The following is a 15078-nucleotide window of genomic DNA, read 5'->3' as shown; positions in this document are numbered from 1 at the left end:
ACGAAGCCAGGAGGGGACGGCGATGTTCGAGCGGTTGGGGCGGACGATGGTCAGCCGACGGTGGTGGGTGATCGGCCTGGCCGCGGCCTTCCTGGCGTTCGGCGGCATCTGGGGGACGCGGGTCTTCGGCTCGCTGACCACCGGAGGGTTCGACGACCCGGCCGGCCAGAGCTCGCGCGCGGCCGCACGTGCCGAGGCGACGCTGGGCCGGACCGGCAACGACGCGGTGGTCCTGTACACCAGCCCCAGCGCGACAGTTGACGACCCGGCGTTCCGGCGAGCCGTCACGGAGACGCTCCAAGCGCTTCCTCACGACGTGGTGGCCCGGACCGTCACCTATTGGAGCACCGGCAGCCCGGCCCTGGTCAGCCACGACCGGCACGCCACCTACGCGGTGCTGACCCTGGCCGGCGACGACGAGGCGCGGCGCGGCGAAGGGCTGGACGAGATCGAGCACGAACTGGCCGCGCCCGGCCTGCGGACCCAGGTCGGCGGCGCCACCACGGTCGACCGCGACATCCGCGAGCGGGTCGCGGCGGACATCGCTTTCGCCGAGACGATCTCCATACCGGTGCTGCTCGTGCTCCTGGTCGTCGTCTTCGGCAGTGTGGCCGCGGCGAGCCTGCCGCTCGCGATCGGCGGTCTGGCCATCCTCGGAGCGTTCACCGCGCTGCGCGGGATGACCTACCTGACCGACGTCTCGGTCTTCTCGGTCAACGTGGTGACGATTCTCGGGCTGGGTCTGGCGATCGACTACGGCCTGTTCATGGTCGGGCGGTTCCGCGAGGAGATCGCCCGCGGGCTCAATGTCGAGGACGCCGTCGCCCGCACGATGGCCACCGCGGGTCGTACGGTCGCGGTCTCCGGCGTCACCGTCGCCGTCTCGTTGGCCGGACTGCTGATCTTCCCGATGGCCTTCCTCCGCTCGATGGGTCTCGGCGGTCTGTCCGCGGTCGTGGTGGCGATGGTGGCGGCACTGACCGTGCTGCCCGCCCTGCTCGCCGTCCTCGGCCCCCGGGTCGAGGCACTTTCGGTGCGACGGCTGTTCCGCCGCCCGCCGCCGGCTCTCCCGCAGGACGAGGTCGTGCACGGGTTCTGGTACCGCCTCGCGCACAGCATCATGTGCCACCCGGTCGTCTATGCGACCGGGGTGCTCACGGTCCTGTTGCTGGCCGCCGCGCCGTTCCTGCGCGTCGAGTTCGGCGGTATCGACCCGAGGGTGCTGCCGACGGGTACCGAGAGCCGTGTGGTCTCGGAAACCGTCGACCGGGACTTCGTCCGGAACGGTCAGGAGCCGGTCGAGGCGATCGTGACCTCGTCGGACCGGGCCGGTCTGGAGCGCTACGTCGACGCCGTCCAGACTGTCGACGGGGTGTCCGGAGCCGAGGTCACGGGTCGGTCCGGCGACGTCGCCCGGGTCACGATCATGTACCAGGGCGACCCCATATCGCCCCGGTCGCGGGATCTCGTGAGCCGGATCCGGGCCGTACCGGCACCGCCGGGTGGTGAGGCGCTGGTGGGTGGCCAGACCGCGCAGCTGGCCGACCAACTCGACGCCGTGGGCGATCTTCTGCCCTGGATGGCGCTGATCATCGGCGGCGCCGGCTTCGTCCTGCTGTTCCTCGCCTTCGGCTCCGTCGTGCTGCCGATCAAGGCGATCGTGATGAACATCCTGTCGCTCGGCGCCTCGTTCGGCGCACTGGTCCTGATCTTCCAGGACGGCCATCTGTCCGGCCTGTTGGACTTCACCCCCACCGGGACGCTGGAGGCGACCCAGCCGATCCTGGTCCTCGCGGTCGTGTTCGGGCTGTCGATGGACTACGAGGTCTTCCTGATGTCCCGGATCCGCGAAGAGTACGACCGGACCGGCGACAACACCGCGGCGGTCGCGGTCGGGCTGCAGCGCAGCGGCCGGATCATCACCAGCGCCGCGCTGCTCATCCTGGTCGTGATCGGGCTGTTCTCCATCTCCGGAATCACGTTCATCAAGCTGATCGGGGTGGCGATGCTCATCGCCGTCCTGGTGGACGCGACGATCGTCCGGGCGTTGCTGGTACCGGCCACGATGCGCCTGCTCGGCAACGCGAACTGGTGGGCGCCTGCGCCCCTGCGGCGCTTCTACGCCCGCCACGGCCTCCGGGAGGGCGACGACCCGCCCCCCACGCCCGATCTCCGTCCCGCACCGGCCCGTACGCCGTCCAACTGACCCTCCTGCCAAGGACGAGACGATGCATCAGCGCGCATACGACAGCCAGTGCACTGCCGAGGAGAAGCGGCACACCTCCGCGAAGTCGCCCATCAGGAATCCGAAACTGACGTTGTTCGCACTGGCGTTGGGGACCTTCGCGATCGGCGCCGGCGAGTTCGGCAGCAACGGCATCATCCAGCTGTTCGCGTCCGATCTGGAAGTGTCCGTTCCGGTCGCGACATACGCGATCACCGCGTATGCCTTCGGGGTGATGATCGGCTCTCCGGCGATCACCCTGCTCGCCGCCCGGGTCAACCGGCGCACTCTGCTGCTCGGCCTGATCGGACTGTTCCTGGTCGGCAACGGACTCTCCGCCCTGGCGCCGGACATCGTGCTGTTCGTCGTGTTCCGGTTCGTCGCGGGCAGCGTGCAGGGCGCGTTCTTCGGCGCCGGTGCCGTCGTCGCCGCGTACGTGTACGGGCCGGGCAAGGGCGGCAAGGCGTTCGCCACCGTGATGGGAGGACTCACCGTCGCCACCATCGCCGGGTCGCCGCTCGGCACCTTCATCGGCCAGCACGCCGGCTGGCGCGTCATGTACGGGACCGTGGTCGCCGTCGGCCTCCTCGCCGGAGCTGCCCTGGTGGCCTGGCTGCCGCGCACCGACGACCTGCGCGGCAGCTCCCTCACGGGCGAACTGGGCGCCCTCCGGCGGCGTGGCGTCTGGCTGATGGTCACCATCGCGGCGTTCGGCATCTCCAGCATCTTCGCCGTCTACACGTTCATCGGCCCGTTCGTCACCGACGCGGCGCTGCGGGACGCCTCGCTCATCCCGATCGCGCTCGCCGTCTTCGGCCTCGGCATGGCGGTCGGCAACCACGTCGGCGGACGTGTCGCCGACCGGTACGAGAACCGCGGTCTGATCTCCGGCTATGGCGGTGCTCTGGCGTTCCTGGCGCTGATCGGCGTGGCGGGCGGCAACCTGGTGATTCTGCTGCCCTGCCTGTTCGGCGTCGGCGCGACCATGATGTTCGCCATCCCCGCCATCCAGGTCCGGTTGACGAGTTTCGCACCGGACGCCCCGACCTTGATGGGAACGCTCAACCTGGCCGCCCTCAACCTGGCCAACTGTCTCGGCGCGATCGGCGGCGCGGTCACCCTCGACGCCGGCTGGGGGACCTTGTCCACCGTGTGGGCCGGCTTCGTCCTCACCACCGCGGGTCTGCTCCTGTACGTCATGACCGTCGCCCGGGTGAAGCCGGCGCCCGTTCCGGTTCGCGCCTGAACTGCTCGACTCGACCAGCACTCTGGCAAGAGACCCTCGTGGTCCGGTGTGACGGAGGAATCACTTGAACGACGGTGCGGCACAACGTGGGCCGGTCCTGGACGACGAGCAGTTCCGCCGGCTCGCCGAGTACGGTGAGGTGGAGCATGCCGAGCCCGGCCGGGATCTGTACACGTCCGGCGACGACACCTACGACTTCTTCCTGCTCCGGTCGGCGACCGTGGACATCGTCCGGGACGCGACGGCGATCGAGCCGGAGCGTCTGATCTACCGGGGCGGCCCCGGAGACTTCCTCGGTGAGCTCAACCTGCTGACCGGTCAGCACGTCTACCTGACCGCCCGGGTGGTGTCCGCCGGGACAGTCGTCCGGATCCGGGCGGCGATGTTGCGCCGGGCCCTCGCCGAGCAGGTCGACATCGCCGACACACTGATCGAGGCGTTCAGGGAACGGCGCGAGGTGATCCGCGGGGCGGCAGGCAGCGTACTGGAGCTCGTCGGCCGGTCGTACGCCGCGCGGACGCTGGAACTACGCACCTATGTGACGCAGATGCTCCTGCCGCATTCCTGGCTCGACGCGGCCTCGCACCCCGGAGGCTCGCTGATGAGACGGGCGGGGCTCGGCGAGGACGACCTCCCGGCCGCGATGGTCAACGGTTCGCTGCTGAGGCGTGCGACGCCCAGAGCTCTTGCCGAGGTGCTCGGTCTCACCTATCGGGCCGACGGGCGTCCGGTCGATCTCGTCGTGGTGGGCGCCGGCCCGGCGGGTCTGGCCGCCGCCGTGTACGGGGCGTCCGAGGGTCTCGTCACCGTACTGCTGGACCGCGCCGGGCTCGGTGGCCAGGCCGCCAAGAGCGCCCGCATCGAGAACTACTTGGGCTTCCCGCACGGAGTCAGCGGCGAAAGCCTGACCCGTCTGGCGATGGTCCAGGCACTCAAGTTCGGTGTACGGATTCACGCGCCCTGCGCGGTGGCCGGCCTGGACCTCTCGGAGGAGCGACGCCCGGCCGTCCTGCTGGAGGACGGCGCACGCATTCGCTGCCGCGCGGTGATCGCCGCGACCGGGGCGCACTACCGGCACCTCGACCTGCCGCAATGGACGACTTTCGAGAGCTCCGGGTGCGTCCGGTACGCCGCGACCGAGCTGGACGTCCGAGGCTATGAAGACCAGCCGGTGACGGTCGTCGGCGGCGCCAACTCGGCCGGGCAAGCGGCCCTGTCCCTCGCCGCCCGTGGTGCGACGGTGGACCTGATCGTCCGCGGCGCCGATCTCGGAGCCCGGATGTCGTCCTACCTGACCGACCGGATCCGGGCGCATGCGCGGATCCAGGTCCACACCAGCAGCACGATCCGCGAACTGGGCGGCGACGACACCCTCGCGTCGATCGTCGCCGAGAAGTCCGACGGGCGGCGGGACCGGCTGGCTTGCCGCGCCCTGTTCTGCTTCATCGGCGCCGACCCGGTGTCGGGCTGGCTGGACGGCGTGGCCAAGGACCACAACGGCTTCGTCCTCACGGACAGCCGCCTGCCTGCCGAACCGTTCGGTACGGCCCTGCCGTTCCAGACAAGCGCACCCCGGGTCTTCGTAGCCGGCGACCTTCGTGCGGGCTCGACGAAAAGAGTGGCCACCGCCGTCGGCGACGGCGCCGGCGCGGTCTCCTCCGTCCACGAGGCACTCGCCGACGACTGACACGACCCTCGGCCGCCGCCGGGGGTTTCACCGCTGTCGATACCCGAAGGGCCGAGTCGGCAACTGGACGGACACCCCGTACCGGGCGCCTGCCACCGCTGCCGCGATGCCTCTACAGCCTCGCGGCCGCCTACCGCAGCGCCTACGGCGACTTCATCCAGAAGCTGCGCACACGCTACGGGGCCGACACGACCATCGTGGCGGTGGGAGCCGGCCAGTACGCCGGCCATGTACAGCAGGTGGTCAAGGCGCGCAACGACGCCGGCGACAGCCGGGTCCGCTACTGGTTCCTCGACGACACGGGCCTGGACTTCCTGGGCTGCGACTGGCACTACTCGGCCCACGACGACCGACTCATCGCCGACCGGCTCACCTCGTTCATCTCCGCTCTGCCGACAGACTGGTGACGGCACCGACCGACCAGGAGCATCACGGATCCGACCAGAGACATCCGACTCCTGATACCGGAGCCACTTGGACTGGGACCTTCGCGCCCTCTCCGCGCGGACACATTGGATGTCCTTGGGGTCCAGTGACAGGGATTTCGAAGCGCTTCGATCACTCGATGCTTGCCCCATGCCAGAAGCGCGTCAAGAGATCAACATTGGCGCGTCAAGTGGGATAAGCGCTGATCGCCTCCAAGACATGGGAGGAATCTTGGAAGCGACTCTTGTGCACCCTTGGGTGTTCACCTAATCTCACAGAACGTCGAAGCGCTTCGACTGTTGATCGGGTTGCAGTCATGGGATGTCCGCTTCCAGCTCAGCCAATTCCACTCAAGACACCGCAGCCGACGGCCACCGCCGGGTGTCCTGGTGCGCCACGAAGGGTTGACGCAATGACACCGAATGCCGCCTCCACCTCCTCAGGGCCCAGCCGGAGAAGCTTCCTCGCCTCCACGGTGGTCGCCACCGCAGCGGTGGCCGGTGGGATGCCCCTGCTCACCGCCTGTGGCGGGTCGGACAGCAGGTCGGGCGAGGGGACCACATCGGGCAAGGCCGCCGACAAGCTCCTTCCGGCATACGTCGCCAGCACGGTCGCCAAGCCGGATCTTCCGTCGAAGAACGGTTCGTCGGCCGGCTACACCGGCAAGATCGACCTAGCGGGTCTCCAAGCCTCGGTCCCGAACAAGCTCGGTACCGGCGCTCCCTTGAAGATCATGTCCCCACTCTGGGGCACCCCGCCGAAGGACGGGTGCGCCTACTACAAGGCAGTCGACGCGGCGGCGGGCACCAACGTCACCTGGCAGAACCAGGACGGCAACACCTACGCCCAGAAGCTCGGCGCCGTCCTCGCCTCCAGTTCCATACCCGACATGGTGGTCGTGCCGAGCTGGATACTGGTCAGCAACAAGCTCCCGAACGCGGTCATTGCGAAGTTCATGGACCTCGGCCCCTACCTGGCGGGCGACAAGGTCAAGAAGTACCCGAACCTGGCCGCGATCCCATCCGACTCCTGGCGCATGAGCATCTTCGGCGGCGCGCTGCGCGGCATTCCGATGCCGTCCGCCCCCGCCTCCTTCATCATGCCGTACTACCGCAAGGACATCTTCGACAAGAAGGGCTACTCCGTACCCAAGTCGGCCGACGAGTTCCTCAGTTGGGCCAAGGACGCCACCAGCGCCAGGGCCAAGGTGTACGCCTGCGGTGACATGAGCTGGGTCTCGGGGAGCATCTTCGGCGCCGCCCCCGGCTGGAACATCGATGCCGACGGCAAGCTGAGGTACGGCATCGAGCGGCCCGAATACCTCGAAGCCCTGGAGTGGACCCGCAAGCTCTTCGACGCCGGCGTGGTCCACCCCGACGACAAGGCACGTACCGGCGACGCGGGCCAGCGCTTCACCGCCGGACAGATCCTGGTCTTCAACAGCGACTCCTCCGCCTGGTACACGAAGACCGCCGAACAGGCCCATGCCAACCCGGACTTCCGGATCGAGGCGATGGACATCTTCGGCGCCGACGGTGGCAACCCGACCCTGTACGCCTCCGCGCCCGCCACCATCTGGTCGATGATCCGCAAGGGCGCCTCGAAGTCGACGGTCGAGAACGCGCTGGCCGCCGCCGACTTCGCGGCCGCGCCGTACGGCACCAAGGAGCGCATGCTCGTCGACTACGGCGTCGAGGGCACCCACTACACGGTCAAGGACGGCGTCCCGGTCAAGACCGACCAGGGCAACTCCGAGGTGATCAACGCCTGGACGATGCTGGCGGCCCCGGCTCCCTACTTCGCCCACCCCGACTTCCCGGAAATCGCCCGCAAGCAGGCCGAGTGGCAGCAGCGGATGGGGGCCTTCATGAAGAAGACGTCCACGTACGGGATGAACATCGTCGAGCCGACCCGCTATGCCAGCCTCTCCAGCCAGTTCGAGCAACTGCAGATCGACTACGTGCGGGGCAACAAGAAGCTGTCCGACGTGCAGGCGGCCATCTCCACTTGGAGGTCCTCCGGCGGGGACAAGCTGCGCGACTGGTACAAGGAACTCCTCGACAAGAACGGCAGCGGCAACTGATGTCTCTCACGGCCCGGAGCAGGCCCGACGGGACTCGTCCCCCCGCGGCCGTCGAGGAACCGACGGTCGCGGTCGCCACCGCGGGGACCAAGGTGCGGGCGCCACGCAGGACGAGCAAGGCAGGCAGGGTTCCCTGGCGGATCCGGCTGCGCCGTGACCGCGCGCTCATCCTGATGACTCTGCCCGTCATCGTGCTGCTTCTGCTCTTCAACTACGTCCCGCTGCTCGGCAACATCGTCGCCTTCCAGGACTACGACCCGTACGTCTCCAGCAACGGCGTCACGGCGATCCTCCACAGTCCGTGGGTCGGCGTCGAGCAGTTCTCGCGGATGCTCGACGACCCGCTGTTCTGGGGCGCCGCGAAGAACACCCTCGTCCTGTTCGTGCTCCAACTGGTGTTCTTCTTCCCGATCCCGATCGCTCTCGCGCTGCTCATCAACAGCGTGATCCGGCCCCGGGTGCGGGCCGTGGCGCAGGCGATCATGTATCTGCCGCACTTCTTCTCCTGGGTCCTGGTGGTCACCGTCTTCCAGCAGGTCCTCGGTGGCGCCGGCATCATCGCCCAGACCCTCGAGAACCACGGGTGGAGCGGCTTCGACCTGATGACCGACTCGAGCCTCTTCAAGTACCTGGTCATCGCGGAGGCGGTGTGGAAGGACGCCGGCTGGGGGATCATCGTCTTCCTCGCCGCGCTGGCCGCCGTCAGCACCGACCTGTACGAGGCCGCCGCCATGGATGGCGCGGGGCGCTGGCGCCGCATGTGGCACGTGACGCTGCCCGCGCTGCGTCCGGTGATCGCGCTGCTGCTGGTCCTGCGGGTGGGCGACGCGCTCAGCGTCGGATTCGAGCAGTTCCTGCTCCAGCGGGACGCGGTCGGCGCGGGGGCCAGCGAGGTCCTCGACACCTACGTGTGGAACATGGGTATCAAGAACGGCGACTTCAGCTACGCGGCCGCGGTCGGCCTGGCCAAGGGACTCATCGGAGTCTGTCTCGTCCTGGGGGCGAACAAGGTCGCGCACCTGCTGGGGGAGCAGGGGGTGTACCAGAAGTGAGCCTCAACACGCAGCTCATCCGCAGCCTCCAGGCGCCCGCCCGCCCCGTGTGGGAGGAGCCTCCGAACAAGGCAGGACTCACCGCCAAGAGCGGCTTCCTTGTGCTCTGCTGCCTGGGGGTGCTCGGTCCGCTGTGGATCGTGATCGTCACCAGCCTCTCCCCGAAACCGGTGATCGACCGGGTCGGCGGCCTCGTCGTGATCCCCCAGGGCATCACCTTCGTCAACTACACAGAACTGCTCAGCGGTGGCCAGGTCAGTCGGGCGATCACGGTCTCGGTCGGTGTCACGCTCTTCGGCACGCTGTTCTCGATGACGGTGTCGGTGCTGGCCGCCTACGGCCTGTCACGGCCGGGCAGTCTGGGGCACCGGTTCTTCCTGATGACCATGATGGCGACCATGTTCTTCGGAGCCGGGCTCATCCCGACGTACCTGCTGGTGCAGTCTCTGGGCCTGACCGACACCTACCTGTCCCTGGTCCTGCCGAGCGCGGTCAGCGTCTTCAACATCCTTGTCCTGCGGGCCTTCTTCATGGGCATCTCGCCCGAACTCACCGAGTCCGCCCGCATCGACGGGGCCAGTGACCTGCGCATCCTGCTGACCATCATCATGCCGCTGTCGCGCGCGGTGCTGGCCGTCATCTCGCTGTTCTACGCGGTCGGGTACTGGAGCGCCTGGTTCAACGCCTCCATCTACCTCTCCGACCAGGAGATGATGCCGCTGCAGAACGTGCTCATCCAGCTGGTCCAGAAGAACACCGAGGCTCCTACGGGCTTGCAGCAGGCGGTCCGTACCGGGCAACTCTCCTCTCTGGGCCTGCAGATGGCCGTGATGGTCCTCGCTCTGATCCCCGTCGCAGTGGCTTCTCCCTTCGTCCAGCGGCACTTCAAGAAGGGCATGCTCACCGGAGCGATCAAGGGCTGAGCCCTCGACCTCGTCGCCGGAGAGGACCACGTCCTCAGCATGGGGGCGTGGTGGCAACCCCCACATTTCCCCCCACCCGTGGAAGGGACACCATGGTCAAACACAAGATCACCATGGCGGTGCTCGCGCCGGCGATGGCTCTCGGTGCCACCGTCGGCCTCGCCTCCGCCCCCGCTTCGGCCGCCGTCTGGAGCTCCTGCGACCGGTGGGCCGGCACCAGCCTGGACGGCTACAGGCTCTACAACAACATCTGGGGCTCCGGTGCGGGCGGCCAGTGCATCTGGGCCAACTCCGGGACCGGCTGGGGTGTCTGGGCCGACCACCCCAACACCGGCGGCATCAAGTCCTACGCGAACTCGACGAAGTCGATCAACAAGTCGATCGACACCCTCAGCCGGCTCACCAGCAACTACGACGTCAGCGTCCCGTCGTCCGGCGCGTACAACACGTCGTACGACATCTGGGACAACGCCCACCAGTACGAGATCATGCTCTGGGTCAATCACACCGGAGCCGTCGGCCCGATCGGCAGCTGGCAGGCCAACGTCACGCTCGGCGGCCACAACTGGAACGTCTACAAGGGCACCAACGGGTCGAACCAGGTGTTCTCGTTCCTGCGGACGTCCAACTCCAGCTCCGGCACCGTGGACGTCAAGCCGATCCTCAACTGGATCGCCTACACCAAGGGCTGGATGCCCGGTAGCGAGATCATCGGCGACGTGCAGTTCGGCTATGAGATCACCTCGTCGTCCGGCGGGCTCAACTTCAACACCAACGACCTGACCATCAACGGCGGTTGACCCATCATCAGGGCCGAGGTCGGCTCCGCGTCCTGCTCCAGTCGCGGCGGCCTCGGCCCGCAGTGCGTTTGTGGTCGCCTTCCCCGGCTTTTCGGAGCGCTCCCATGCGTTGTTCTCTCGCGGACTGTAGGACAATGGCCGCCACAGCAGGCGAGGGGAGGGGGAAAAGCGACCGTGCCGGACAACCGAGCGGGCACACCTTCGACGGGAGAACACGGTCAACGCGGCGAGGGACCCCCATCGGTGACGATCGCGTACATCGCCGAATCCGCGGGTGTCTCCGTGCCCACTGTGTCGAAGGTGCTCAACGGCCGGTCGGGGGTGTCGGACGAGACCCGGGCCCGCGTCGAGCAGCTCATCCATCAGCACGGTTACCGCAAGCCCCCGAAGAACCGCAGCAATCTCGTGGAGCTCGTGTTCCGCGAACTGGAGAGCATGTGGGCCGTGGAGATCATCCGCGGTGTCGAGCGCGTGGCCCGCAGGAACCGGATCGGTGTGCTGGTGTCGGAGTTCGGACTCCATGACGCCTCGGGCATGACCATCGACGACACGGTCGGTCGGCGCCCGCGATGCGTCCTGTCGGTTGCCCAGCTCTCGGAAGCCGAGCGGGAACAACTGACGGCGAAGGGCATTCCATTCGTCGTCTTCGACCCGATCGACGAACTGCCCGACCACGTGCCGTTCGTGGGAGCCACGAACTGGAGAGGCGGGCAGGCGGCAACCCGGCATCTGGTCGGACTGGGGCACCGGCGCATCGCCATGATCAGCGGGCCGGATCACCCCTTCTGCCTCGCCCGGCTGTCCGGCTACTCGTCCGCTCTCGCGGAAGCCGGCCTGCCGATGGAACCCGAACTGATCGTGAAGACCCAGCTCGCCCGCGAGCACGGGTACGCCGCCGCGCGGGAGCTGCTGTCCCGCCCCGATCGCCCCACCGCCGTGTTCACCGCCAACGACATGCAGGCGCTCGGGGTCTACCAGGCCGCGCGCGAGCTGGGCCTGCGCATCCCGCACGATCTCAGCGTGGTGGGCTTCGACGACGTACCGGCCGTGGCCTGGATGGATCCGCCCTTGACCACGGTCCATCAGCCGCTGGCCGAGATGGCGACGGCCGCTACCGAACTGGCCCTGGCGCTCGGCCGCGGCGAGGAAGTGCCACAGGTGGGACTGGAGATCGCGACCACCCTCACCGTCCGGGAGAGCACGGCACCGCCCAAGGAGGAGTGACGCGACCGCGCGCGAAAGGGGCGGTGCCCTGGTCGCCGGGAGGGGCAACCAGGGCGAGGGGGTCGGTCGTTCAGGATGTCGTGCCGGTGACCGAGCCTTGGGACTTGGTGACGTGGTAGGTGACGGTGGCGCCGCTGTGGAAGTGGAAGGTCAGCGTCACCGCTGTGCCGTCGTGCAGCGCGTTCAGGAAGTCGGGAGTCAGAATGATCGTGCCGCCCGGGTAGTCCGGTGAGAAGGCCGCGTTGAACTCCTGGTACGGAGTCCAGCCGGCCTGACCGGCGTTGCTGCCGTCGGCGTACCTGGCCTCCATGGTCGCCAGTACGTCACCCCGGTACTGGGTGGGAATGGTGAACGAGCCGGTCGTACCCGTGGCGTTCGACAGCACCGGAGTGTCGGACGTGATCACGTCGATCGTCCAGGGCAGCCCGCGGGAGAACCGGGCCTGGAGCGTCGCGTTGACCCCGTACCGGCGATCGCCGGTCAGCCGGGTCAGTGCGCGCGCCGTGAGGGTGAGCTGGTTGTCGGTGACGGTGTAGTCAAGCCCCGGAGTAAGCGGGGTGCTGCCCTGCCACAGGCCGCGGAACTTGGTGCCGTTGGGGTTCAGAGTGAGCGTCTTGGCCGTGATCGGGCTGGACTTCGGCACGAAGACCTTGTCGAAGGAGGCGGTGCCCGAGCGGGTGGTCCAGCTCGACTTGATCCAGGCGAACAGGGCGGGGTCGCTCCACTTCAGCGTCTCGCGATTCAGGTAGGCGAACGTTCCGGGGTCCCACAGGGCGGTGGTGACGCCGGCGACGCGCGCCGCGTAGCCGAGGTGCTCGAAGTACTTCAGCGCCTCACCGCGCTCCACGCGGTCGGGGTGGTTGTGGTCCGGCCACGCGAGCAGACCGTACTCGCCGAGGTAGACCGGGATGTTCTTGGCGACGAACGTATCGTGCATCCGCGCGAAGGCCTCGTTCAGGTCCTTCTGGGCGGACTCGTCGTACCGGGTGCCGCCCGCTATGTTCACGCTGAACGGGTACCAGCTGTAGTAGTGCACGGTGGCGACCAGATTGCTGTCGTGCAGCGCGCCGATCGTGGCGGACAGGGAGTCCATGAAGTTCTGGGAGGGCGTGCAGCCCACCGTGGGCAGGACGAGCAGGCGGTTCGCGTTCCCGCCGCCCGAGGAGCGGACGACCTTGTGGAAGGAGGTGTTCAGCTCGTTCAGGAGCTGGGTCTTCTGCGCGTCCGTGGCATTGTCGAAGGCCGGTTCGTTGACGCTCTCGAAGAGCAGGGTGCGCGGCTCGTCGCGGAACGCCGAGGCGATCTGGGTCCAGCCGGCGTTGAAGCGGGCGAGTACGTTGTCGTGGTCGGCGGGCATCTTCGAGATCCACTGCCACGAGTCATGGTGGACGTTGAGCACGACGTACAGGCCGTCGGACTGCGCCCAGTCGACCACCTGCTTGACGCGGCTCAAGAAGGTGGCGTCGATGGTGTAGGGGGCGGTGGCGGACTGGTGGTCGGTCCAGGTCACCGGGATGCGGACGCTGCGGTAGCCCTGCGCGCGGATGGTGTCGAACAGGTCCTTGGTGACCTTCGGGTTGCCCCAGGACGTCTCGTCCGGGATCGCGTCCAGGGTGTTGCCCAGGTTCCAGCTGGGCTGCATCGCGGCGACGGCGTCCATGGCACGGGCCGGAACTCTGACCTTCGACGGTGCCGGAGCAGCCGTGCCGTCCGGCGCGGCGATCGCGGCGCTGCCGGACAGTCCCAGGATGACGAGGAGGAGCGCCATCAGCAGGCCGGCCAGGCGTCCGGGGCTGCGCCGGCGGTGGCGGGCGGGTAGCCGTATGTCCTTCATCTTCTTTCCTTTCGTTCGGGCGTGGATGATGTGCGCCGTGACGTCCTCGGGTTCAGCCGTCGAGGGGCTCGTAGTCGAACCAGTCGAAGTGGACGGTGCCTGCCGTGGCGTACATGCCGATGACCCGGCCGGTGAAGCCGCCGGCCACCTCCGTCGACAGGTAGCGACCGTCGAGAGTCGCGAGCTCGGTGAACGTTCCGTCCGGGCCTTCGACGCCCAGCGAGACGACGTCAGGGCCGGTGCAGGGCCCGTGCGGTGACGGCGGGTCAGCGATGGTGAGGGCGAGGACCACAGGTCCGGCGGGCACGGACTGGGCGGCCACGACCGTGCGCAGGGAGCCGACGCGCGCGATCACCCGCACCTCCGCGCCGGACGCCTCGATCGCGTAGTGGTGCCGCTCGTCCAGCCGGACGGCGAGGCCGCCGCGCCCCTGCCCGGGGTCGACCAGGGTGCGTGCCCGGCAGGTGTGGTGCTGCTGGCGGCGGCCGGTGAACACCACGTCGGGCTCGTCCAGGGAGCCGCCCCGCGCGCGGAGCGTCAGCCATCCGGGGCGCTCCTTGGTGGTGCAGAGTTCGGCGGGGCGGTCCCGCACGGAGATCCAGGCCGGCCCGAGTTCGCTGAGCTCGAAGTCGTCGCGCCGTTCCTCGGCCAGGACGGGGGCGGGGGTGAGCGGCCAGGGGAGCGCGGACAGGTCCAGGGCGACCTCGCCGACGACCGGCCAGTCGTCCTCCCAGGTCACGGGGGCCAGGAAGGTCTCCCGGCCGAGCACATGCCAGCCGGGCGTGCCGCCGCGCGGCCGTACCCCGAGCAGGACCGTCCACCACGAGCCGTCGGGGCCCTGGACCAGGTCCGCGTGGCCGGTGTTCTGCACGGGGTGGTCGGTGCCGCGGTGGGTGAGGATCGGGTTGGCCGGGTGCGGTTCGAACGGGCCGGTCGGCGTACGGCCGCGGGCGATCGACACACCGTGGCCGCGCTCGGTGCCGCCCTCGGCGATGAGCAGGTACCAGTAGTCGCCGACCCGGTACAGGTGCGGCGCTTCGGGTGCCTTCGCGCCGGGGCCGCCGGACCAGAGCTTGTGCGGTGTGCCGTGCGTCTGTCCGGTGGACGGGTCGATACGGACCTGCGACACCCCGGCGACCGTGCACCAGCAGGTGCCGTCCTCGTCCCAGGCCAGGTCGGGATCGATACCGGGCACGCCCGGTGCCCAGACGGGATCCGACCACGGTCCGGCCGGGTCGGTCGCTGTGACGATCAGGTTGCCGCCGCCCTCGCTGCAGTTGGTGACGATCAGCCAGAAACGGCCGTCGTGATGGCGCAGCGTGGGGGCGTAGATGCCGCCCGAGGACGGCATGGAGGCGGGCAGACGCAACTGCTCGGACCGGTCCAGGACGTTGCCGATCTGCCGCCAGTGCACCAGGTCGCGGCTGTGGAAGAGGGGTATGCCGGGGAAGTACTCGAAGCTGGAGCAGGCGAGGTAGTAGTCGTCGCCGACCCGGCAGACGCTGGGGTCGGGGTGGAACCCGGGGAGTACGGGGTTGGCGGCGCGGGCGGGCGGGGTCTGAGCGGGCACCCTTGATCG

General features: G+C 68.6%; 11 protein-coding genes. 9 read left to right on the top strand and 2 right to left on the bottom strand.

The window, feature by feature from the left end:
• Positions 1-22: 22 nt before the first annotated feature.
• The 9 genes from IEY95_RS03645 (at position 23) to IEY95_RS03605 (ending at position 11665) form a co-directional block, all read left to right on the top strand.
• On the top strand, positions 23-2206 hold the full coding sequence (locus IEY95_RS03645; protein ID WP_189184325.1) for an MMPL family transporter: 2184 nt from the start codon (positions 23-25) through the stop codon (positions 2204-2206).
• Between the two features lie 22 nt (positions 2207-2228).
• Positions 2229-3470 (top strand): MFS transporter, encoded by a 1242-nt coding sequence (locus tag IEY95_RS03640; RefSeq protein WP_189184324.1) that lies wholly within the window; start codon positions 2229-2231, stop codon positions 3468-3470.
• Positions 3471-3534: 64 nt separating this feature from the next.
• Complete coding sequence (locus IEY95_RS03635; RefSeq protein ID WP_189184323.1) at positions 3535-5157, top strand: FAD-dependent oxidoreductase; 1623 nt, start codon at positions 3535-3537, stop codon at positions 5155-5157.
• A gap of 203 nt (positions 5158-5360) precedes the next feature.
• Entirely contained in the window at positions 5361-5564 is a 204-nt protein-coding gene (locus tag IEY95_RS03630; RefSeq protein ID WP_229702542.1) for an SGNH/GDSL hydrolase family protein, read from the top strand.
• Positions 5565-5995: 431 nt separating this feature from the next.
• A complete protein-coding gene (locus tag IEY95_RS03625; protein WP_189184322.1) occupies positions 5996-7666 on the top strand; it encodes an extracellular solute-binding protein in 1671 nt (556 codons plus the stop codon).
• On the top strand, positions 7666-8718 hold the full coding sequence (locus IEY95_RS03620) for an ABC transporter permease (protein ID WP_189184321.1): 1053 nt from the start codon (positions 7666-7668) through the stop codon (positions 8716-8718). Before IEY95_RS03625 ends, IEY95_RS03620 begins: the two co-directional genes overlap by 1 nt.
• Complete coding sequence (locus tag IEY95_RS03615) at positions 8715-9641, top strand: carbohydrate ABC transporter permease (protein WP_189184320.1); 927 nt, start codon at positions 8715-8717, stop codon at positions 9639-9641. The genes IEY95_RS03620 and IEY95_RS03615 overlap by 4 nt, the downstream gene beginning before the upstream one ends.
• Positions 9642-9733: 92 nt before the next feature.
• A complete protein-coding gene (locus IEY95_RS03610) occupies positions 9734-10441 on the top strand; it encodes a glycoside hydrolase family 12 protein (RefSeq protein WP_229702541.1) in 708 nt (235 codons plus the stop codon).
• A 243-nt stretch (positions 10442-10684) separates the two neighbouring features.
• Positions 10685-11665, top strand: coding sequence for a LacI family DNA-binding transcriptional regulator (locus IEY95_RS03605; RefSeq protein WP_229702540.1), 981 nt, complete (start codon positions 10685-10687; stop codon positions 11663-11665).
• A 70-nt stretch (positions 11666-11735) separates the two neighbouring features.
• On the opposite strand, the gene IEY95_RS03600 is transcribed toward IEY95_RS03605, so the two are convergent.
• The gene (locus tag IEY95_RS03600; RefSeq protein ID WP_189184318.1) at positions 11736-13499 is read right to left on the bottom strand and encodes a cellulase family glycosylhydrolase; all 1764 of its coding nucleotides are present in this window, start codon (positions 13497-13499) and stop codon (positions 11736-11738) included.
• Between the two features lie 52 nt (positions 13500-13551).
• Positions 13552-15069: a glycoside hydrolase family 43 protein gene (locus IEY95_RS03595; RefSeq protein ID WP_189184317.1), complete on the bottom strand. Its 1518-nt coding sequence runs from the start codon at positions 15067-15069 to the stop codon at positions 13552-13554.
• Positions 15070-15078: the final 9 nt, after the last annotated feature.

The organism is Streptomyces albiflavescens, assembly GCF_014645835.1.
Classification (GTDB): domain Bacteria; phylum Actinomycetota; class Actinomycetes; order Streptomycetales; family Streptomycetaceae; genus Streptomyces; species Streptomyces albiflavescens.
The sequence above is the reverse complement of the archived record's forward strand: the minus strand, read 5'-3'. Positions and strand labels throughout refer to the sequence as shown.

Coding starts and splice junctions, on each gene's coding strand:
- IEY95_RS03645 (WP_189184325.1), top strand. CDS start 23: ATGTTCGAGCGGTTGGGGCGGACGATGGTCAGCCGACGGTGGTGGGTG.
- IEY95_RS03640 (WP_189184324.1), top strand. CDS start 2,229: ATGCATCAGCGCGCATACGACAGCCAGTGCACTGCCGAGGAGAAGCGG.
- IEY95_RS03625 (WP_189184322.1), top strand. CDS start 5,996: ATGACACCGAATGCCGCCTCCACCTCCTCAGGGCCCAGCCGGAGAAGC.
- IEY95_RS03620 (WP_189184321.1), top strand. CDS start 7,666: ATGTCTCTCACGGCCCGGAGCAGGCCCGACGGGACTCGTCCCCCCGCG.
- IEY95_RS03610 (WP_229702541.1), top strand. CDS start 9,734: ATGGTCAAACACAAGATCACCATGGCGGTGCTCGCGCCGGCGATGGCT.
- IEY95_RS03600 (WP_189184318.1), bottom strand. CDS start 13,499: ATGAAGGACATACGGCTACCCGCCCGCCACCGCCGGCGCAGCCCCGGA.